Here is a 21,192-nt window from a genome sequence, read left to right as displayed (position 1 = left end):
AGTGTCGCCGCCGACGTGAGTGGTGCGGCGGAATCCGCTGGACTCAAGGCCGCGGCCTCGGCGTCGCCCGAGGACCACGGCTGTGTCGTCGGTCTCATGGCGCAACCGATCGGGAAGGAGCCCGCCCGGACGATCGATGCGGCACTCGACCGGCTCCACGAGAACGGGTGGAGCGGTGAGGAGCGATCGCATCCGGGGGGCATCCCTCAGGTTCGCCTGACGCGCCAGGGCTGGACACTCCTGATCCGGGACTACTCGCAACCCTCCGACGCGGTACGCGACATCACGGGTCTTGTCGCTCTCAAGGCCACCAGGGACGACTGTGGGGCCACTTCGGAGCCGCACCGGTCACCGCGTTCGCCACGGTGACCGGCCCCGGCCCGCGGCCCGGGAGGCGTGTGCGGCCCGAACGGCCCGTCACCGCACCGCGATGAACGCCTCCGCGCTCCGTCCCGGCCGCTCCTTCGGCGGCGCCGCGGGGCGGCCGACGGCGACGGCTCCCATCGGGTCCCAGTCCCCCGGCAGGTCCAGCACCTCGCGCACCACGTCGCGGCAGAACATCGTGGAGGACACCCACGCCGACCCCAACTGCTCGCCGGCCAGCGCCACCAGGAAGTTCTCCACGGCCGCGCCCATGGCGACCACGAACATCTCGCGCTCCGCCGCCGACCGTCGCGGGTCCGGGTAGTCGTGCGCCCCGTCCGCGACCAGGCAGGGCACCACCAGGTACGGCGCCTTGCGCAGGACGTCGCCGCGGCGCACCCGCTTGGCGATGGACTCCTCGCTGCGGCCGTCGCGGCGCAGGTCCGCGATCCACGCGTCGCGCATGGCGTCCAGCAGCCGGACCCGTGCCGGTTCCGACTCCAGCAGCACGAAGCGCCACGGCGTCGTGTGGTGCGGTGCCGGAGCGGTGACCGCGAGGGCGACGGCGCGCCGTACGGCCGCCCCGTCGACGGGCTCGTCGGTGAACTCGCGGATCGTGCGCCGCAGGGAGACCGCCTCGCGGACGGCCTCCGAAGTGCCCAGCCGGAACATGTCGTTGGCGGCGACCCGGACGAGGGCGCGGCCGCCCTCGCCGTCCTCCTCCGAGGGCAGCACCAGGCGGTCCAGACCCCGTACGAGGGCGACGGGCGCCCCGGTGGACTTGCCCTTCACCAGGTCACCGGCCGCGGCGAGCTCGTCGGCCAGGGCCGTGACCGTGACCGCCAGTTCGTTGCCGTGGGAGTCGGTGGCGCCCCGCAGGTCGTCCAGCACGCGCAGCCCGGCCGCGCCGATCGCCACGTCGGTCAGGCCCTCGCGCCAGGGCCGCCCGAAGGTGTCGGTGACGACCACGCCGACGTTGACGCCGAGCGCGTCCCGCAGCCCCGCCCGGATGGCGCGGGCGGAGGCGTCCGGGTCATCGGGCAGCAGCAGCACGGTGCCGGGGGCCGTGTTGGAGGCGTCCACGCCGGCCGCGGCCATGACGAAGCCGTGCCGGGTCTCCACGATCCGGGTCGGCCCGCGCCGTGCGACGAGCCGCACCGTCTCGGCGTCGATCGCGGCCTCGCGGTCGGTGGCGCGCACCACGCGCCCCTCCGCCTTGCTGACGATCTTCGAGGTGACGACGAGGACGTCGCCGTCGGCCAGTTCCGGCGTGCTCGCCGCGATGAGCTTGGCCAGGTCGGCGCCGGGCTCGACCTCGGGCATGCCCGTGACGGCCCACACGCGGTAGGAGGCGATCACGCCCGCACCTCCCCGGCCAGCGTCAGCGCCTCGCGGGCCATCGCGGCCGTCGCGTCCAGGTCCGTCATCATCAGCGGGACGGCCCGGCACCGGATGCCGGCGGCCTCGACCTCGTCCACCGCCCCGGCGTCGACGGTGTCGACCAGCCAGCCGTCCAGGAGGCCGGAGCCGTAGTGCGCGGCGACCGCCGCCGCCGTGGACTCCACGCCGACCGCCGCCAGCACCTTGTCCGCCATGCCCCGCACCGGCGCGTTCCCGACGATGGGGGAGAGGCCCACCACCGGTACGCCCGCCTCGGCGATGGCCTCGCGGATGCCGGGGACGGCCAGGATCGTCCCGACCGACACCACGGGGTTGGACGGCGGGAAGAGGATGACGTCCGCCTCGCCGATCGCCTCCAGCACGCCGGGCGCGGGCTTGGCGCCCTCCGCGCCGACCGGCAGCACCGCGTACGCCGGGACGGAGGCCCGCAGCCGCACCCAGTACTCCTGGAAGTGGACCGCCTTGCGCCCGCCACCGGGGCCCGCGTCCGGGTCGTCGACGACGACGTGCGTCTCGATCCGGTCGTCGGTCATCGGGATCAGCCGCACTCCCGGCTTCCAGCGAGCGCACAGCGCCTCGGTGACCGCGCTGAGCGGATAGCCCGCGCCGATCATCTGGGTGCGCACGATGTGGGTCGCGAAGTCGCGGTCGCCGAGGCCGAACCACTCGGGCCCGACGCCGTAGGCGGCCAGTTCCTCCTTGACCGTGAACGTCTCGTCGGCGCGGCCCCAGCCCTGTGCCTCGTGGATCCCGCCACCGAGGGTGTACATGACGGTGTCGAGGTCGGGGCAGACCTTGAGGCCGAACAGGTGGATGTCGTCGCCGGTGTTGCCGATGACGGTGATGTCCGCCTCCGGCGCCGCCGCCTTCAGGCCGCGCAGGAAACGGGCTCCCCCGATGCCGCCGGCCAGTACCACGATTCGCATGCGGACAGTCTGTCAGCCCGCCGCGTCAGCTTGCGAACGTCCCCTCGGTCGCGGGCTCCCCGGAGGTGCAGGCGTACGGGGTCATCTCCGTGAGGCCCGGGAAGTAGACGTGCAGGCTGACCGCGCCGTCCAGCGAGTCGTTGACCACCTCGTGGACGTAGCCGGGGGCGAACACCCGCTGATGCCCCGGCAGGAGTGAACGGCGGGTCCCGCCGTTGCCGCCGAGGGCGTGCTCGGTCAGTTCGCCCTCGAGGACGGTCAGCACGCCCGAGGAGCGGCCGTGGTCGTGCAGCCCGCTGCCCTGCCCCGGCACCCAGCTGAGCAGCCAGACCTCGTAGCCGGGTCCGGTCTCCAGGCGGTCGTACCAGCGCGTGGTGGCGTCGTAGCGGACGCGCGGCGCCCAGCGGCCGCGGTCGGCCGCGATCCTGCGGGCCAGCCCGGCGAATTCCGCGACGGTGGCGGGGTGGGCGGGAGCGGGCGGGAGGAGGTGGGGGATGGCGAGGGGGTCGCCGGCGATCGAGACGTCGCTGTTCATGGGTGCGGGAGTTCCTACGGGAAGTGAGGAGCGTCAGGCATGCATGAGGCTGTGCGGGCTGGGAAGAGTCCTTCAGCGGCAACAGCTGGAACAGCGACAGTGAGCTTCCACGGCGCGACGGAACTCGCCGAGGCGGCGGGTCCGGGCAGGCGCGTGGGTCACTGACATGCGCCCTAGCACACCGGGTCCTCGGCGGCCTGTCAACTTGATGTCGGGTTTGTCGTAAATCTTTCACCTGATCCGGCTATTCGACATGGCGAAAGGTTTGTGCGCCGAAGAGCCAGGAAAAGTGCCGACGCAACCACACGGCTACGCAGGAACGTCTCCTCGTGAAACGTCGTTGTGTTTTCGTGATCGCATCGTGATCGCCGCCCCCAGGGGCGTCGACCGTGGTTGACGTATGCGGGCGTTTGGGCTGATTTGAACACTTTCTGTCAGGCCTTGGTTCCGCAGGGTGAATAACGGGCCCAATAGCAGATCTCGGCTTGACTGGCCCGTATCGGCACACTTGTAATTTCACTCGTGTCGTTCGACCGTCGCAGGTAACGGCAACATCACGGGGACGCGAAAACAGACGAGGGGCGCGCATGACCGAGCTGTTCCAGCTGTTGCTGGCCGAAGAGGCCGACGAAGAGCTCGGGTGGCAGGAGCGCGCGCTGTGCGCGCAGACCGATCCCGAGTCCTTCTTCCCCGAGAAGGGCGGCTCCACCCGCGAGGCCAAGAAGGTCTGCCTCGCCTGCGAGGTCCGTTCCGACTGCCTCGACTACGCCCTCGCCAACGACGAGCGCTTCGGCATCTGGGGCGGCCTGTCCGAGCGCGAGCGCCGGCGACTGAAGAAGGGCGTCGTCTAGAGCCCTCCCCGGGCTCCCGCCCGGCACATCGGGGTTCGTACGTATATGTGCCCCGGACCCGGAAGGGCCGGCTCCCGCAACCGTTAGTGTGGGGGCCCGTCCGAGACGCCCAAGGCGTCGTCCGAAGTCCAGCGAACCGGGGCCCGAACCTCGATGTCCGTGAACAGTTCAGCCGGGACTCAATACGCCGCCCAGGCACCGGAGTTCCCGCGCCACGTCGTCACCGCCGTGCTCGTCGCCCACGACGGTGCCCGCTGGCTGCCCAACGCGCTCTCGGGTCTGGTCTCCCAGGACCGCCCGGTCCAGGACGTCATCGCCGCCGACACCGGCAGCGCCGACGACTCCGCCCGCCTGCTCGCCGAGAGCCTCGGCGACCACCGCGTCCTGCACCTCGCCCGGCGCAGTGGCTTCGGCGCCGCCGTCGACGAGTGCGTGCGCGCCGCCGAGCCCCTGACCGTGGAGCAACTGCCCTACCTGGGGCGGCCCAGCAGCTGGGACCCGGTCTCCCGCACCTGGAACGACGACGCCTACGACGAGCCCGAGGAGCCGCACGGCGAACCCGTGCAGTGGCTGTGGCTCCTGCACGACGACTGCGAGCCCGCCCCGGACGCCCTCCTCAACCTCCTGAGGGTCGCCGACGCCTCGCCGTCCGCCGCGGTCATCGGCCCCAAGCTGCGCAGCTGGTACGACCGGCGCCAGCTGCTGGAGGTCGGCGTCTCCATCGCCCGCAGCGGCCGCCGCTGGACCGGCCTGGAGCGCCGCGAGCAGGACCAGGGCCAGCACGACCAGGTCCGCCAGGTGCTCTCGGTCTCCAGCGCGGGCATGCTGGTGCGCCGCGACGTGTGGGAGGACCTCGGCGGGTTCGACCGCCGGCTGCCGCTCATGCGCGACGACGTCGACTTCTGCTGGCGCGCCCAGTCCGCCGGCCACACCGTCCTCGTCGCCCCCGACGCCGTCCTGCGGCACGCCGAGGCGGCCTCCCGCGAGCGCCGTCCCGTCGACTGCGCCGGCCGCTCCGTCGTCAACCCGCACCGCGTCGACAAGGCGGGCGCCGTCTACACGCTGCTGGCCAACACCCGTGGCGCCCTCCTCCCGTACGTCTTCGCGCGCATCGTGCTCGGCACGGTGCTGCGCACCCTCGCCTACCTCGTCGGCAAGGTCCCCGGACAGGCCGTCGACGAGATCACCGGCCTGCTGTCGGTCCTGCTGCGCCCCGGCCGCCTCCTCGGCGCCCGCCACCGGCGTTCCCGGCCCGCCGTCCCGGCCTCCGAACTGCGGACGCTCTTCCCGCCGCCCGGCGCGACCGTACGGGCCACCGTCGAGCAGGTCGTCAGCAACGTCTCCGGCCGCGCGGCCGCCGACGCCTCCTCCGCCGGACGCCACGGCGGGCTGGACTCCGGGCCCAGCGGCGGCGACGACGACGGCGAGTACCTGGAGGTCGAGCAGTTCGCGCTGCTGAAGCGCGTCGCGCGGCAACCCGCCCCGATGCTCTTCGCCGTCCTGCTGCTCTTCTCCCTCATCGCCTGCCGCGCGCTCCTCGGCGGCGGCGCCCTGTCCGGCGGCGCACTGCTGCCCGCCCCCGCCGACGCCTCCGACCTGTGGGGCTCCTACCTCGGCGCCTGGCACGCCCTGGGCGCCGGCAGCACCGAGACCGCGCCGCCCTACCTGGCGATCGTGGCCACCCTGGCGAGCGCCCTGCTCGGCAGCACCGGCCTCGCCCTGACCGTGCTCCTCGTCGCCTCGGTACCGCTCGCGGGCCTCAGCGCCTACTTCGTGTCGCGGCCCCTGGTCGAGTCCCGGCTGCTGCGCGCCTGGGGCGCCGTCGCGTACGCCTTCCTGCCCGCCGCCACCGGCGCCCTCGCCGGCGGCCGGCTCGGCACCGCCGTCCTGGCCATCCTGCTGCCGCTCATGGCCCGCGCCGCCGTCTCCGCGGCGGGCCTGCGGATGTCCGCCGACGCCGTCGAGCGGGGGCTGCGGCCCGGCTGGCGCGCCGCCTGGGCCGTCGCGCTGCTGCTGACGATCACCACCGCGTTCACCCCCATCACCTGGCTCGTCACCCTGGTGCTCGCCGGCGTCGCCATCGCCACGCGCGTCGTGCGCGGGCAGGGCCGGCTCCTCGTCCCGCTGGCCATGCGCGCCGTGGCCGTCCTCGGCGCCCCCGTGGTGGTGCTCGCGCCCTGGTCGATCGGGCTGCTCACGCACCCCAAGCGCTTCCTGGACGAGGCCGGTCTGCCGTTCGGCGCCAAGTCCGCCACCGCCACCGACCTCCTCCTGATCAACCCCGGCGGCCCCGGCGCCGCCGGCGGCTACCTGCTCGCGGGCATCGTCCTGGCCGCGCTGGCCGCACTGGTGCGCGGCGAGCGCCGCTCGGCCATCGTCACCGCCTGGGCGGGCGCCCTGACCGGCCTGGTCTTGGCTGTCCTCGCCAACAGCACCTCCTGGGCCGGCCCCGCCACGCTGGTGTACGGCCTCGCCCTGCTCGCCGCCGCCGCGGTGGGCGCGGAGGGTGCCAAGGAACGGCTCGCCGCCTCCGGCTTCGGCTGGCGCCAGCCCGTCGCCGCGCTCGTCGCGCTGGCCGCCGTGCTCGCCCCGCTGTCCGCCGCCGTCGGCTGGATGGCCGGCGGCGCCGACGGCCCGCTGGAGCGCCGCGACCCGACCCAGGTGCCCGCCTTCGTCGCCGAGGAGAGCACCACCCGCGACCAGGCCCGCACCCTTGTCCTTTCGGGCACGCCCGCCCACGTCTCGTACGCCCTGGTCCGGGGCGCCGGCGCCCGCCTCGGCGACGCCGAGATCGCCGCCGCGGCCGGCAGCGACGCCCGGCTCGCCAAGATCGTCGGAAATCTCGTGGCCGGCTCCGGCGCCGACCAGGCCAGCCAGCTCGGCGGCTACGCCGTGCGCTACGTCCTCGTCCAGAGCGGCGCCCCGCGCGAGATGAGCCGCACCCTCGACAGCACCCCGGGCCTGTCCCGGCTCAGCCAGGCCGACGGCAGCGCCCTGTGGCGGGTGGACGACGACGTCGCCCGCATCACGATCGTCGAGCCCTCCGGCAGCGGCGACGACAGCGGCTCCGGCGACGCCGACGGCACCGGCTCCGGTGAGGACGCCGACGCCCCCGCCGCCGTCGTCACCGTCGCCTCCGGCAAGGTGGAGGCCCACACCACCGTCCCGGCCGGCGCCGACGGCCGCGTCCTGCGCATCGCCGACCGCGCCGCCCCCGGCTGGACCGCCACCCTCGACGGCAAGGAGCTCACCGCCACCACCGTCGACGGCTGGGCCCAGGGCTTCCGGCTCCCCAGCAGCGGCGGCCGGCTCGACCTCGTCTACGACGACCCGTTCACGCACACCGTGTGGGTGTGGGTCCAGGGCTTCCTCGGCCTGGTGCTCGTGGTCATGGCCCTGCCGGGCCGGCGCCGCGAGGTCGACGACGACCTGCCCGACGCGGAGGCCGCGCCCGTGGCCGCAGCCGCGGCCGCCGGCATCCCGGCACAGGGCGGCGGCGACGGCCGTCGCGCCCGCCGGCTGCGCGCCGCCGCCGAGGCCGAGGGGGAGGCGGACGACGCCCCCGCGGAGCCCGAGGCCGCCGGGCCCGCGCACCAGGAGCAGGCCGAGTACGCGCAGTACGCCGAGTACGACCCCTACGCCGCCGGCCCCCAGCAGGACGACCCGTACGGCCAGGAGCAGTGGGCCGCGGAGTACACCAGCACCTACGGCTACGAGCAGCCCGCCCAGCCGCAGGAGCAGGTCTACGACCCGTACGGCTACGGCCAGGAGTCCCAGCAGCCCGGCTACGACCGGCAGGGCTACGAGCAGCAGTCCCAGCAGCCGCAGGGGTACGAGGAGCAGCCCCGGCAGCAGGGCTACGACGCTTCGTACGCCCCCTACGGCACCTACGACACGGACGCTTACGACACGGACGGCTACCGCCGCGACGGGAGCAACCAGCAGTGAACCGCAGCACCCTCTCCCTGATCGGCGTGACCGCCGCCCTGGCCGCGGTCGCCGGCGTCGCCACCGTCTCCGGCGCGGGCACCCCGGACGCGGCGCCCGCCGTGAGCGCGGCGCGGCTGCCCGTCGAGCGGTCCACGCTGGCCTGCCCGGCCCCGTCGGACTCGGACTTCGCCACGACCACGTACACCGCCTTCACGCCCAAGGGCGACTCCGCCGGCTCGGGCGGCGCCGCCGCCCTGCTGGCCGCCGCCGACCAGGACGGCAAGGCCGCGGCCAAGCGCAAGCCGGTCGCACCGCTGAAGGAGGCCGGCCAGCCGGTCACCGCGGTCACCGAGGCCTCCGACGCCCCCGCGCTCATCGGAACCGCCGACGGGGCGCTCGCCCCCGGCTGGACCGTGCAGCAGACCACGGTCGTCGACGCGGGCCCGGCCCGGGCGGTGCTGGGCGCCTCCTGTGCCGTGCCGGACAGCGAGTTCTGGTTCCCCGGGGTCAGCACCGGCGCGGGCCGGCAGGACTACGTCCACCTGACCAACCCGGACGACACCTCCGCCGTCATCGACCTCGCGCTCTACGGCGACAAGGGCGAGGTCAAGACCAGCACGACCGACGGCATCACGGTGCCGCCGGGCGCGACCGTACCCGTCCTGCTCTCCACGCTCACCACGGAGAAGTCCGACGCCCTCACCCTGCACGTCAGTGCCCGCAGCGGCCGGGTCGGCGCCACCGTGGAGGCCGAGGACGCCAAGGCCGGCGGCGACTGGCTGCCCGCCTCCACCGACCCCGCCGCCGAGGCCGTCATGCCCGGCATCCCCGGCGACGCCTCCGATGTGCGCCTGGTGGTCTTCGCGACCGGCGACAGCGACGCCGACCTCAAGCTGCGGCTCGCCTCCTCGGGCGGCGAGATCACCCCCGCCGGGCACGAGACCGTGCACGTCAAGAGCGGCATGACCACCGCCGTCGACCTCGGCGACGTCACCAAGGGCGAGGCCGGCTCGCTGATCCTCAGCCCCACCGACCCCTCCGACGAGGCACCCGTGGTCGCCGCCCTGCGGATCACCCGCGGCAAGGGCGCCGACCAGGAGACCGCCTTCCTGCCCGCCACCGCCCCCATCGGCGACCGCGCCAGCGCCGCCGACAACCGCACCAAGGGCTCGACGCTCGCCCTGACCGCGCCGGAGGGCGACGCCACCGTGCGGGTCGTCACCTCCGCCTCGACCAAGGGCGGCGAACCCGTCACCAAGAACGTCCCGGTCAAGCGCGGCACGACGGTCGTCCTGTCACCGCCCGCCCCCTCCACGGGGAAGGGCTCCTTCGCCGTCACGGTGGAACCCGCCTCGGGCGGCCCCGTCTACGCCTCCCGGATGCTCGCCCTGCCGGAGGGCGGCGTCCCGATGTTCACCATCCAGACCATGCCGGACGACCGGGGTCTGGTCGCCGTGCCGAAGTCGGAAGAGGACCTGTCCATCCTCAACCGCTGACGATCCGCGACCGGCACGGGCCCGCGGGCCCGTGCCGGTACCGGGATCAGCCCTCCCCGTACCGGGGGTCGACGTTCTCCGGTGACAGCCCGAGCAGTTCGGCCACCTGCTCCACGACCACGTCGTGCACCAGCAGGGCCCGTTCCTCGCGGCTCTTGGCCCGGATCTCCACCGGCCGCCGGTACACCACGATGCGGTGCGGGTTGCCCTTCTGCCCGCCGAGGAGCCGCCCCAGCGGCACCCCGTCGTCGAACCGGCCGTCGACCGCGGCGCCGTCGGCACCGTCCGCCGGCCAGGGCACCTCCTGTACCGCGAACTCCACCTCCGCCAGCTGCGGCCAGCGCCGCTCGAGCCGGTCCGCCGCGTCGCGCACCAGGTCGTCGAAGGCGTCGGCGCGGGTGCGTGCCAGGGGCACCTGCGGGGGCGCGATGGGGCCGCGCATGCCGCGGCCGTGTCGGTCGCGGTGGCGCTGGCGCGGTGCGGGCGAAGGGGTGTCCATCACCTCTGAGAGTAGCCGTCGGGAGCCCCGGTTATGCGGCTCCGTGACCGCTGCCACCACCACGGGGGACGAGGACTGGACATCCCCGTCGATGTCGCAGAATGTACGGTCGTTCGCCCCTGGCGCCCACGTGATTCCCCTGCCCTGACCGCTTCACCGATCGCAATTGGCATCATTTGCAGCGTTTGGTGATCGGTGTCCTCGGAGGGGCACCCGCACATTTCCGGCCCTTTGCAGGTCAGGTGTGTTGACCCCAGGTCGGACCTTCCTGGCCAACCCGGACGACACGACGGGGTGAGCTCCTGGGGAGTCGTCGCGGCCCGCTCAAGAGTGCGGTACCGTCCAACGTCGTGAGCCTTGTACGTCGCTGTTCGCGCACCGCGTGTGGCCGTCCCGCCGTCGCGACGCTGACGTACGTCTACGCGGACTCCACCGCCGTCCTCGGACCGCTCGCCACCTACGCCGAGCCCCACTGTTACGACCTGTGCTCGGAGCACTCCGAGCGCCTCACCGCCCCCCGCGGCTGGGAAGTCGTACGGCTCGCCACGGACACCGGCCCCACCCGCCCCAGCGGTGACGACCTCGAAGCGCTCGCCAACGCCGTGCGCGAGGCCGCCCGCCCCCAGGAGCGCGAGGGCAACGGCACCAACGGCCGCGGCGGCGACCCCATGGAGATCGCCCGGCGCGGGCACCTGCGCGTCCTGCGCTCGCCCGACTCCTGAACCGGCACCCCGCCATACCCCGCCCCGGGTCCGCACGTGCACCCGGGCTCCTCGTCGGCGCGTTCGGATCCGCCCGGTAGGTTGGCTCTTGCCACGATCCATCCACCGGCAACCGGATTCCAGAGCGGAGCACATGCGGTGACCGACCTCTCCCAGCTCGTGAAGGCGTACGACGTCCGCGGAGTCGTCCCCGACCAATGGGGCGAGCCGCTCGCCGAACTCTTCGGCGCGGCCTTCGTCACCGTGACCGGTGCCGACGCGATCGTGACGGGCCACGACATGCGGCCCTCCTCGCCCGGCCTGTCCCGGGCCTTCGCCCGCGGCGCGGCCTCGCGCGGCGCCAAGGTCACCGAGATCGGCCTCTGCTCCACCGACCAGCTGTACTTCGCCAGCGGCAAGCTCGACCTGCCCGGCGCGATGTTCACCGCCAGCCACAACCCGGCGCAGTACAACGGCATCAAGATGTGCCGCGCCGGCGCCGCCCCCGTCGGACAGAACACCGGCCTCGCCGAGATCCGCGAACTGGTCGAGCAGTGGTCCGAGACCGGCCTCCCGGCGAGCGACGCCACCCCCGGCGAGGTCACCCAGCGGGACATGCTCGCCGACTACGCCGCCCACCTGCGCACCCTGGTCGACCTGAGCTCCATCCGGCACCTCAAGGTCGTCGTCGACGCCGGCAACGGCATGGGCGGGCACACCGTCCCCACCGTCTTCGACGGGCTGCCCCTCGACCTCGTCCCGATGTACTTCGAGCTCGACGGCACCTTCCCCAACCACGAGGCCAACCCCCTCGACCCCAAGAACATCGTCGACCTGCAGGAGAAGGTGCGCGAGACCGGCGCCGACATCGGCATCGCCTTCGACGGCGACGCCGACCGCTGCTTCGTCGTCGACGAGCGCGGCGAGCCCGTCTCCCCGTCCGCGATCACCGCCCTGGTCGCCGCCCGCGAACTGGCCAAGCACCCCGGCTCCACCGTCATCCACAACCTGATCACCTCGTGGACCGTGCCCGAGGTCGTCAAGGAGCACGGCGGGACGCCCGTCCGCACCCGCGTCGGCCACTCCTTCATCAAGCAGGAGATGGCCCGTACCGGCGCCGTCTTCGGCGGCGAGCACTCCGCGCACTACTACTTCCGCGACTTCTGGAACGCCGACACCGGCATGCTCGCCGCGCTCCACGTCCTCGCCGCCCTCGGCGGCCAGGACGGCACGCTGTCCGCGCTCGTCGCCGAGTACGACCGCTACGCCGCCTCCGGCGAGATCAACACCGCCGTCGACGACCAGGCCGGCCGCACCGCCGCCGTCCGCGCGGCCTACGCCGACCGCCCGGGTACCGGCCTCGACGAGCTCGACGGCCTCACGGTCAAGGGCGACGGCTGGTGGTTCAACCTGCGCCCCTCCAACACCGAGCCGCTGCTGCGCCTCAACGTGGAGGCGCGCGACACCGAGCTCATGGCCGGCGTCCGCGACGAGGTCCTCGCCATCGTCCGCGCCTGACGGCCGCCCCGCCGGAGGAGGCACCGCACCGCACCGCCTCCTCCGGCGGGGGACCGGGGCCCCGACACGGTCACGCGGCCCCGGCCGCCCGGCGATAGGCTGAATCGGCCGGTCCGGACGCGTACGCCCGCACACGGCGGACGCCCGGGAACCACGACCACGACACGACCACACGGGAGAAGCCACCCATGCCGCTCGTCGAAGCCAGCCTCCTGGAGATCCTCGCCTGCCCCGCCTGCCACGCGCCGCTGCGCGAGGACGTCGAGGCCACCGAGCTCACCTGCACCTCCGCCGACTGCGGCCTGGCCTACCCCGTGCGCGACGACATCCCCGTACTCCTCGTCGACGAGGCCCGCCGCCCCGCCTGACGCGACCCGGCTGCCCGGCACCACACACCCGCCCGGCAGCCCGCGCCGTACGCACCACCGGCGCCGGCACGGGCACCCGCACCGCACGGCGCCCCGCGACACCCGACACAACCGGACCGGACCGGAGGTCACCCCCGATGCTGGACGAGACGCTGCTCGACGACCCCGACGCCCTCGCCCGCGCCGACACCCGCGGCCTCCTCCTCGGCGTTGCCGCCGCAGGCGCCCGCGTCCGCACCGCCGCCCGCCTCGCCCAGGAGGCAGGCGTCGGCGAACTCAAGCCCGACGGCCGCCCCCGCAGCGTCCTGGTCGCCGGCCCCGGCGCGGTCGCCGTCGCCGCCGTCGCCGAACTGCTGGCCGCCCTCGGCAACGGCAGCGGGCCCGTACTGCCCCTGCACCCCACCGGCCCCGCCCCGTACGACCTGCGGTGGGCCCTTCCCGGCTGGGCCGGCCCGCTGGACCTGCTGCTCATCGCCAGCCCCGCAGGCACCGAGGCGGGCCTGGCCGACCTCATCGAGCAGGCCTACCGCCGCGGCTGCACCGCCGCCGCCGTCGTCCCCGCCGGCTCACCCATCGCCGAGGCGATCCAGCAGGTGCGGGGCATGGTCCTGCCGTACGCCCCCGCGCCCGACCCGGCGTCCGTCGCGGGGGTCCTCGGCGAGGCCGCCGAGCCCGCCGAGGACCTCGGCGCCTTCTGGGCGCTGCTCACCCCGCTGCTCGCCCTCGGTGACCGCATCGGCCTGCTCGCCGCCCCGCCCGACGCCATCGAGCGCGTCGCCGACCGCCTCGACGAGGTCGCCGCCCGCTGCGGCCCCGCCACCGCCACCTACAGCAACCCCGCCAAGGCACTCGCCTCCGAACTCGCCGAATCCCTGCCGGTGATGTGGAGCGAGGGACCGGTCGCCTCCGTCGCCGCCCGGCGCTTCGCCGCGGCCATCGCCGCCCGCGCCGGACGCCCCGCCCTGCACGGCGAACTCCCCGAGGCACTCGACACCCACGGCGCGCTGCTCGCCGGCTCCCTGGCCGGCGCCCTCGACCCCGAGGACTTCTTCCGCGACCGCGTCGACGAGCCCGAGGACCTGCGCCTGCGCGTCGTGCTCCTGCACCGCCCCGGCAACGCCGCATCGAGCTCCGCCCCGCTCGCCCGCGAGCTCGCCACCACCCACGACACCCCGCTGAGCGAGCTCGCCCCCGCCGAGGGAGGCGACCTGGAATCCGCCGTCGAACTCCTCGCCGTCACGGATTTCGCCTCCGTTTACCTCGCCATCACATCCACCGGGAGATCATGACCGCATGGACCGCCTGACCAACACCATCCGCCCGTACGCCTGGGGTTCCACCAGCGCGATCCCCGAACTGCTCGGCACCACCCCCACGGGCGAGCCGCAGGCCGAACTGTGGATGGGCGCCCACCCCGGCGCCCCCTCCCGCATCGACCGCGGCAACGGTCCGGTCCCGCTCGACCAGGTCATCGCCGCCGACCCGGACGGTGAACTCGGCGCCCCCGCCGTCGAACGCTTCGGTCCCCGGCTGCCGTTCCTGCTCAAGCTCCTCGCCGCCGGCTCCCCCCTCTCCCTGCAGGTGCACCCCGACCTCGCCCAGGCCGCTGCCGGCTTCGCCGACGAGGAGGCCCGCGGCGTCCCCGTCGACGCCCCGCACCGCAACTACAAGGACGCCAACCACAAGCCGGAGATGATCGTCGCGCTCACCCCCTTCGAGGGACTGTGCGGCTTCCGCCACCCCGAGGAGACCGCGGCCCTCCTCTCCGGCCTCGGCGTCGACTCCCTCAAGCCGTACGTCGACCTGCTGCGCGCCCACCCCGAGGAGGCCGCCCTCCGCGAGGTCCTCACCGCCGTGCTCGGAGCCGAACGCGACGCCATGGCCGGCACCGTGGACGAAGCCGCCGAAGCCGCCGGCCGGCTCGCCACCGAGGGCGGACCGAACGCCGACGCCTACGCCGCCTACGCAGCCATCGCCCACGCCTACCCCGGCGACCCCGGCGTCATCGCCGCCATGCTGCTCAACCACGTCCGGCTCCAGCCCGGCGAGGCGCTCTTCCTCGGCGCCGGCATACCGCACGCCTACCTCAGCGGCCTCGGCGTCGAGATCATGGCCAACTCCGACAACGTCCTGCGCTGCGGCCTCACCCCCAAGCACGTCGACATCCCCGAACTGCTGCGCATCGTCCGCTTCCACGCGGGTGACGCCGGTGTCCTGCGCCCCGAGGCGTCCCCCGACGGCGAGGAGCTCTACGGCACCCCCATCGACGAGTTCCGGCTCTCCCGGTACTCGCTCGCCGCCGGCGCCGCCCCCCGCACCCCCCACGACCGCACCGCCCAGATCCTGCTCTGCACCGAGGGCACCGCCACGCTGCGCACACCCGCCGACCCGGCGGCCCCGGAACTCACCCTCGACCGCGGCCAGTCCGCCTACGTTCCCGCAGGCGAACAGGTCGAACTCACCGGCGAGGGGACCGTCTTCCGGGCCACCGTGGTGGCCTGACGCACCACGCGAAGCACGGCCCTGCAAGAATGTCCCGCCGTAACGCCGTAAAGACCGGGCAAAGACCAGGGCCGACGGAAGGGACCACCAGCACCTATGAGCGCGTCAGGCGGAACCAAGGCGATCGTCGCCGCATTGGGCGCCAACCTCGCCATCGCGGTGAGCAAGTTCGTGGCGTTCGCCTTCAGCGGCTCCTCGTCCATGCTCGCCGAAGGCGTGCACTCGGTGGCCGACTCGGGCAACCAGGCGCTGCTCCTGCTCGGCGGCAAGAAGGCCCAGAAGAAGGCCACCGAGGAACACCCCTTCGGCTACGGCCGTGAGCGGTACATCTACGGCTTCCTCGTCTCCATCGTGCTGTTCACCATCGGTGGCGTCTTCGCCCTCTACGAGGGCTACGAGAAGGTCCAGCACCCGCACGAGATCGAGCACTGGTACTGGCCCATCGGCGTCCTGGTCTTCGCGATCGTCGCCGAGGGCTTCTCCTTCCGCACCGCCATCAAGGAATCCAACGTGGTGCGCGGCAAGCAGACCTGGAGCCAGTTCATCCGCACCGCCAAGGCCCCCGAGCTCCCCGTCGTCCTCCTCGAGGACTTCGGCGCGCTCGTCGGCCTCGTGCTCGCCCTCGGCGGCGTCGGCCTGTCCCTGCTCACCGGCGACGGCATCTGGGACGGCATCGGCACCCTCTGCATCGGCGTCCTCCTCGTCGCCATCGCGCTCGTCCTCGCCTCCGAGACCAAGTCGCTGCTCCTCGGCGAGGCCGCCGGACCCGAGGTCGTCGCCCGCATCCGCGCGGCCATCGTCGACGGCGACACCGTCACCCGCCTGATCCACATGCGCACGCTCCACCTCGGCCCCGACGAGCTCCTCGTCGCCGCCAAGATCGCCGTCGAGCACGACGACACCGCCACCGAGGTCGCCCGCGCCATCGACGCCGCCGAGGCGCGCATCCGCGAGGCCGAGCCCATCGCCCGCGTCATCTACCTCGAACCGGACATCTACCGCGAGCAGTCGGCCGCCCCCACCGCCCCCACGGCGGACTGACCCCCTCCACACGACCTCCACGCACCTTCCGGACGCGCCCGGCCACTCGGTGTAGATTCGTCCCTAGCCAGACGTCGCTGCTGATGGCGGTCGGGCGGTCCGGAGACGGACCGGCCGAGGGAGAGAGGGCCTCCGACGGGCTGAGCTGCGGTCGAGGGAGACGTATGTCCGCATGCCTCCCCCCGCCCCGCAGCGGAAAGCCGATGTCCGTTCTGGAAGCACCCCACGAGGAGACTGCATGTCCCCCGTCACCAACGACTTCAAGGTCGCCGACCTCTCCCTGGCCGCCTTCGGCCGCAAGGAGATCACCCTCGCCGAGCACGAGATGCCCGGCCTGATGGCCATCCGCGAGGAGTTCGCCGCCTCCCAGCCGCTGGCCGGCGCCCGCATCACCGGCTCCCTGCACATGACCGTGCAGACCGCGGTCCTCATCGAGACCCTCGCCGCCCTCGGCGCCCAGGTCCGCTGGGCCTCCTGCAACATCTTCTCCACGCAGGACCACGCCGCCGCGGCCATCGCCGTCGGCCCGAACGGCACCCCCGAGAACCCGCAGGGCATCCCCGTCTTCGCCTGGAAGGGCGAGACCCTCGCCGAGTACTGGTGGTGCACCGAGCAGGCCCTCACCTGGCCCGACTCGCCCACCGGCGGCCCGAACATGATCCTCGACGACGGCGGCGACGCCACCCTGCTGGTCCACAAGGGCGTCGAGTTCGAGAAGGCCGGCCAGGCCCCCGACCCCTCCACCGCCGACAGCGAGGAGTACGAGCAGATCCTGCTGCTCCTCAACCGCACCCTCGGCGAGAACCCCCAGAAGTGGACCCAGCTCTCCTCCGAGATCCGCGGCGTCACCGAGGAGACCACCACCGGCGTCCACCGCCTGTACGAGATGCAGCGCGACGGCACCCTGCTGTTCCCGGCGATCAACGTCAACGACGCCGTCACCAAGTCGAAGTTCGACAACAAGTACGGCTGCCGCCACTCCCTCATCGACGGCATCAACCGCGCAACCGACGTCCTCATCGGCGGCAAGGTCGCCGTCGTCTGCGGCTACGGCGACGTCGGCAAGGGCTGCGCCGAGTCGCTGCGCGGCCAGGGCGCTCGCGTCATCATCACCGAGATCGACCCCATCAACGCCCTCCAGGCCGCGATGGACGGCTACCAGGTCACCACGCTCGAGGACGTCGTCGAGACCGCCGACATCTTCGTCACCACCACCGGCAACCGCGACATCATCCTCGCCGAGCACATGCAGCGCATGAAGCACCAGGCGATCGTCGGCAACATCGGCCACTTCGACAACGAGATCGACATGGCCGGCCTCGCCAAGATCCCCGGCATCGTCAAGGACGAGGTCAAGCCCCAGGTCCACACCTGGACCTTCTCCGACGGCAAGGTCCTGATCGTGCTGTCCGAGGGCCGCCTGCTCAACCTGGGCAACGCCACCGGCCACCCCTCGTTCGTGATGTCCAACTCCTTCTCGGACCAGACCCTGGCCCAGATCGAGCTGTTCACCAAGCCCGAGGAGTACCCGATCGGCGTCTACGTCCTGCCCAAGCACCTCGACGAGAAGGTCGCCCGGCTCCACCTCGACGCCCTCGGCGTCAAGCTCACCACCCTGCGCCCCGAGCAGGCCGCCTACATCGGCGTCCCGGTCGAGGGCCCCTACAAGCCGGACCACTACCGCTACTGACGCCGCCCGGGCCGCCCGCACGACAGCGCGCCACCGGCCCCGACGGCACCACAGGAGCCACCCCGCAGGCCCCCGCCCCCGGCGGGGGCCTGCCCCGTCGGGCCCCCGCCCGCTTTGTAAGGTCGAACCATGCCCCGCGGCCGCTACTCGTTCCACGACACCCACGACCACACCCCCCTCGGCGAAGAACACTTCCACTGCGCCACCGGCCCCGCCGGCTGGCGCTACACCGCACAGAACACCCACCCCGACGGCGGCCACGCCGGCTCCGTCGACCTCACCATCGACGAACTCGGCCGCCCCATCCGCCTGGAACTGCACGCCGCGAGCTGGCAGGTCCGCGGCGCCGCCCTCGACGGCCTCACCTGGGTCCGTACCGACCCCTCCGGCGAACACGCTCAGGAGGGCAACGTCCCCGCCCACGCCTTCACCGGCGCGTCACCCGCGTTCTACGTCGCCACCGCGCGCCTGCTCCGCCTGCGGCCCGGCTCCCCGGCCACCCGCGTACGCCTCGTCGCATTCCAACCCCCCGTGCTCGCACCCCGCACCCTCGACCAGTCGTGGGCCCTGATCACGAGCGAAGCACACACCACCGACAACGACCCCCTGCTCGTGGACGAATACCAGGTCAACGACCTGGAGACCGGTGAACAGCACACCGTCCACATCGCCGGCGACGTCGTCCTCTCCGCCCCGGGCATCGAACTCGAGGACCTCGAGTCACCCCCGTCCCGGTTCCCGACGGACTGACCCCGCCGACGCAGCGGCGACCCCTCACGCCGGAGGCGCGAAGCCCGTCGACGAGGACGAGGAGGAGGGCGACGTCGAGGACGAAGGCACCGGCGCCTGAGGGGCCTGCCCCCCGCGCCCCGGCGGCACCGCGTCCCCCCGTACTCCGCCGTCCGTACCGGGCGCCACCCAGCCCACCGCAGGCGGCACCGGCGCCCAGCCCTTCCCCGGCTCTTCGACCCCGAAGCCCCCCGGCTCGGCGACCCCGTCGGCCGGAGCACCGACCGGAGCGCCGAAGACCCGGCGCGCGTCCCGCGCCTGCCGCTCCGCCACCACAGCCGCCAGGAACCCCGCCGGCGGCGTCCCCTCCGGCACCGTGGCCCCCGTGCACGCCACGACGTCCCCCGCGAGCCGTTCCGCCATCGACCAGCCCACCCGCGGATCCAGCTGATGCATCCGCGACAGGTACTGCCGCACTGCCAGCCACAGCCCCTCCGGCACCGCCGACAGGTCGACCCCCGCCAACTGCCCCGCCAGCCACGGCGGCGCGGGTGGCATCGGCCGCGGCGACCGCGGCACCGGAATCCGTTCCCGCACCACCAGCGTCCCCGCGAAGACGTCCCCGATCCGCCGACCGCGCGCCGACACCAGCGAGGCGATGCAGGCGATCACCCCGAGGAACATCTGGATCTCGACCACCCCGACCGCCCCGCGCACCAGCGCGTGCCGGAACCGGATCGGCCCCCCGTCGTCCCGCACCACCCGCAACCCGCAGGCCAGCTTCCCCAGCGACCGCCCCCGGGTCAGCGTCTCCACCGCGATCGGCACCCCGAACAGCACCAGCACCAGCGAGGTCACGTACACCGCCGCCACCGCCGCCCCGTCCATCGACGCCGTCGCCACCATCAGCACGATCGACACGACCAGATAACCGCCGATGTACACGACGCCGTCCAGCGCCGCCGCCAGCGCCCGGCTCGGCAGCTTCGCCGGGTGCAAACCCAGTTCGACCGCCTCACCCGTCACCAGCCGGCCGGCACCGCCCGCCGCGCTCGCCTCACCCATGCGGGAACCCTCCTCCTGCCCACCCCGGACCCGGAGCGACCAGTCTGCCCCGTCTGCCAAGCTGGGACCTCCCCGGCCAGCCAGGAGCAGCGCCCATGGACCTCGACGTCTTCGCAGCCGCCCACCGCCACGAGTGGGACCGGCTCGACACGCTGCTGCGCCGGCGTCGGCGCCTGTCCGGGGAGGAAGCCGACGAACTCGTCACCCTCTACCAACGCGCCGCCACCCACCTGTCCCTCGTCCAGTCCAGCGCCCCCGACCCCGCACTCGTCGGACGGCTCACCACGCTCGTCGCCCGCGCGCGCAGCGCCGTCACCGGCGCCCGCACCCCCGGCTGGCGCGACGCGGTTCTCTTCTTCACCCGCGCCTTCCCCGCCGCGATATACCGCTCGCGCCACTGGTGGGTCCCCACCGCGCTCGTCTCCACCGCGGTCGCCGCCCTCATCGGCTGGTGGGTCGCCACCCACCCCGAGGTCCAGTCCGCCATCGCCGCCCCCGACGAACTGCGCGCCCTGACCCGCCCCGGCGGCGAGTACGAGGCGTACTACTCCAGCCACCCCGCCGCCTCCTTCGCGGCCCAGGTCTGGACGAACAACGCCATGGCAGCCGGCTACTGCCTGGTCCTCGGCGTCTTCCTCGGGCTCCCCGTCCTCTACGTACTGTTCGAGAACATGCTCAACCTGGGTCTCGGGCTCGGCCTCATGGGCTCCGCGGGCCGCCTCGACACCTTCCTCGGACTGCTCCTCCCGCACGGCCTCCTCGAACTGACCGCCGTCTTCGTCGCCGCCGGCACAGGACTCCGCCTCGGCTGGACCGTCGTCGACCCCGGCCCGCGCCCCCGCCGTACGGCCCTCGCCGAAGAAGGCCGGGCCGCGATCGGCATGGCCATCGGCCTCGCCGCGGTCCTCTTCGTCTCCGGCGCCCTCGAAGCCTTCGTCACCCCCTCCGGCCTGCCCACCTGGGCCCGCATCGGCATCGGCGTCACCGCCGAGCTGCTCTTCCTCGTCTACGTCTTCGTCATCGGGCGCCGCGCGGCCCTCGCCGGCGAGACGGGCGACCTGGAACGGGCGGACCGCAGCGACGTCCTGCCCACCGCGGCGTGACCCGGACGGCCGGCGCCGACGATGTGCATCCGGCGTTGCTGACCTGCTAGTCTCCTCTTCGCCCCAAGACACCTGTTGACACGGGTGGCACGGGGAGGTAGATTTGAGCAGTTGCCTCGAACTGGACATGTTCGAGGGCCAGCGGCTAGGATCTAGCCCGCTTCGAAAGACTATCGATCGCATCGCACCTCTCAGAAAGAACTTTCTGAGTGGTCTTTTGTGTCGCTATTCATAGAGGCAAAACCTCGGCGGTAATCGGACGCGAAAGAGTCTGATAAAGTCGGAGACGTCGAAAGGCGAAAGCCGGAAGACAAACCCCGCTCCAATAGGGGGCCGGAAACGAAGAGCGGAAACGCGAAACGGATCTGGTAAGGTTGGAGACAACGAAGGGAAAGCCCGGAGGGGCCGGTGAAACGGTCTCGAAGGAAGCTTCCGTTCCTTGAGAACTCAACAGCGTGCCAAAAGTCAACGCCA

17 protein-coding genes are annotated in these 21,192 nt (G+C 73.2%); 12 read left to right on the top strand and 5 right to left on the bottom strand.

Annotated features, from left to right (window positions below; translation table 11 throughout):
• Positions 1–417 precede the first annotated feature (417 nt).
• From PV410_RS28405 to PV410_RS28395, 3 genes are read right to left on the bottom strand one after another with little or no spacing between them, the layout of a single operon-like run.
• A complete protein-coding gene (locus PV410_RS28405; protein ID WP_500328697.1) occupies positions 418–1,686 on the bottom strand; it encodes a coenzyme F420-0:L-glutamate ligase in 1,269 nt (422 codons plus the stop codon).
• Between the two features lie 32 nt (positions 1,687–1,718).
• Positions 1,719–2,690 carry a 2-phospho-L-lactate transferase gene (gene cofD, locus PV410_RS28400; RefSeq protein WP_500328617.1) on the bottom strand — a complete coding sequence of 324 codons (972 nt, stop codon included), beginning with the start codon at positions 2,688–2,690 and terminating at the stop codon, positions 1,719–1,721.
• 25 nt (positions 2,691–2,715) lie between these two features.
• On the bottom strand, positions 2,716–3,225 hold the full coding sequence (locus PV410_RS28395) for a cysteine dioxygenase (protein ID WP_500328616.1): 510 nt from the start codon (positions 3,223–3,225) through the stop codon (positions 2,716–2,718).
• Positions 3,226–3,812: 587 nt separating this feature from the next.
• On the opposite strand from PV410_RS28395, the gene PV410_RS28390 reads away from it, so the two are divergent.
• The 3 genes from PV410_RS28390 to PV410_RS28380 all read left to right on the top strand — a co-directional run bounded on the left by PV410_RS28390 (position 3,813) and on the right by PV410_RS28380 (position 9,502).
• Complete coding sequence (locus PV410_RS28390) at positions 3,813–4,076, top strand: WhiB family transcriptional regulator (protein WP_018559705.1); 264 nt, start codon at positions 3,813–3,815, stop codon at positions 4,074–4,076.
• 153 nt (positions 4,077–4,229) lie between these two features.
• A complete protein-coding gene (locus PV410_RS28385) occupies positions 4,230–8,024 on the top strand; it encodes a glycosyltransferase (RefSeq protein WP_500328615.1) in 3,795 nt (1,264 codons plus the stop codon).
• Positions 8,021–9,502: a DUF5719 family protein gene (locus PV410_RS28380; RefSeq protein WP_500328614.1), complete on the top strand. Its 1,482-nt coding sequence runs from the start codon at positions 8,021–8,023 to the stop codon at positions 9,500–9,502. Before PV410_RS28385 ends, PV410_RS28380 begins: the two co-directional genes overlap by 4 nt.
• A gap of 46 nt (positions 9,503–9,548) precedes the next feature.
• On the opposite strand, the gene PV410_RS28375 is transcribed toward PV410_RS28380, so the two are convergent.
• On the bottom strand, positions 9,549–10,001 hold the full coding sequence (locus PV410_RS28375) for a metallopeptidase family protein (protein WP_500328613.1): 453 nt from the start codon (positions 9,999–10,001) through the stop codon (positions 9,549–9,551).
• A 302-nt stretch (positions 10,002–10,303) separates the two neighbouring features.
• Here PV410_RS28375 and PV410_RS28370 point away from each other — a divergent pair, with 302 nt between their 5' ends.
• The 8 genes from PV410_RS28370 to PV410_RS28335 all read left to right on the top strand — a co-directional run bounded on the left by PV410_RS28370 (position 10,304) and on the right by PV410_RS28335 (position 18,571).
• Positions 10,304–10,723 (top strand): DUF3499 domain-containing protein, encoded by a 420-nt coding sequence (locus PV410_RS28370; RefSeq protein WP_078619945.1) that lies wholly within the window; start codon positions 10,304–10,306, stop codon positions 10,721–10,723.
• 138 nt (positions 10,724–10,861) lie between these two features.
• On the top strand, positions 10,862–12,220 hold the full coding sequence (locus tag PV410_RS28365) for a phosphomannomutase/phosphoglucomutase (RefSeq protein ID WP_500328612.1): 1,359 nt from the start codon (positions 10,862–10,864) through the stop codon (positions 12,218–12,220).
• Positions 12,221–12,408: 188 nt separating this feature from the next.
• Positions 12,409–12,588, top strand: coding sequence for a Trm112 family protein (locus tag PV410_RS28360; protein WP_431967699.1), 180 nt, complete (start codon positions 12,409–12,411; stop codon positions 12,586–12,588).
• Positions 12,589–12,725: 137 nt separating this feature from the next.
• Positions 12,726–13,877 (top strand): SIS domain-containing protein, encoded by a 1,152-nt coding sequence (locus PV410_RS28355; RefSeq protein ID WP_500328611.1) that lies wholly within the window; start codon positions 12,726–12,728, stop codon positions 13,875–13,877.
• A 4-nt stretch (positions 13,878–13,881) separates the two neighbouring features.
• Positions 13,882–15,090, top strand: coding sequence for a mannose-6-phosphate isomerase, class I (manA, locus tag PV410_RS28350; protein ID WP_500328610.1), 1,209 nt, complete (start codon positions 13,882–13,884; stop codon positions 15,088–15,090).
• Between the two features lie 96 nt (positions 15,091–15,186).
• Positions 15,187–16,131, top strand: a complete 945-nt coding sequence (locus tag PV410_RS28345) for a cation diffusion facilitator family transporter (protein WP_500328609.1) — start codon at positions 15,187–15,189, stop codon at positions 16,129–16,131.
• 238 nt (positions 16,132–16,369) lie between these two features.
• Positions 16,370–17,821 carry an adenosylhomocysteinase gene (gene ahcY / locus PV410_RS28340; RefSeq protein ID WP_500328608.1) on the top strand — a complete coding sequence of 484 codons (1,452 nt, stop codon included), beginning with the start codon at positions 16,370–16,372 and terminating at the stop codon, positions 17,819–17,821.
• A gap of 129 nt (positions 17,822–17,950) precedes the next feature.
• Positions 17,951–18,571: a hypothetical protein gene (locus PV410_RS28335; protein ID WP_500328607.1), complete on the top strand. Its 621-nt coding sequence runs from the start codon at positions 17,951–17,953 to the stop codon at positions 18,569–18,571.
• Positions 18,572–18,595: 24 nt separating this feature from the next.
• Here the strand turns inward: PV410_RS28335 and PV410_RS28330 are convergent, their stop codons facing one another.
• On the bottom strand, positions 18,596–19,615 hold the full coding sequence (locus PV410_RS28330) for an RDD family protein (protein ID WP_500328606.1): 1,020 nt from the start codon (positions 19,613–19,615) through the stop codon (positions 18,596–18,598).
• A gap of 95 nt (positions 19,616–19,710) precedes the next feature.
• Here PV410_RS28330 and PV410_RS28325 point away from each other — a divergent pair, with 95 nt between their 5' ends.
• Positions 19,711–20,718, top strand: a complete 1,008-nt coding sequence (locus tag PV410_RS28325) for a stage II sporulation protein M (RefSeq protein ID WP_500328605.1) — start codon at positions 19,711–19,713, stop codon at positions 20,716–20,718.
• Positions 20,719–21,192: the final 474 nt, after the last annotated feature.

The sequence above is a fragment of the Streptomyces sp. PA03-5A genome (assembly GCF_033792725.1).
Taxonomy (GTDB): domain Bacteria; phylum Actinomycetota; class Actinomycetes; order Streptomycetales; family Streptomycetaceae; genus Actinacidiphila.
This window is presented reverse-complemented; position numbering and strand designations above follow the sequence as displayed.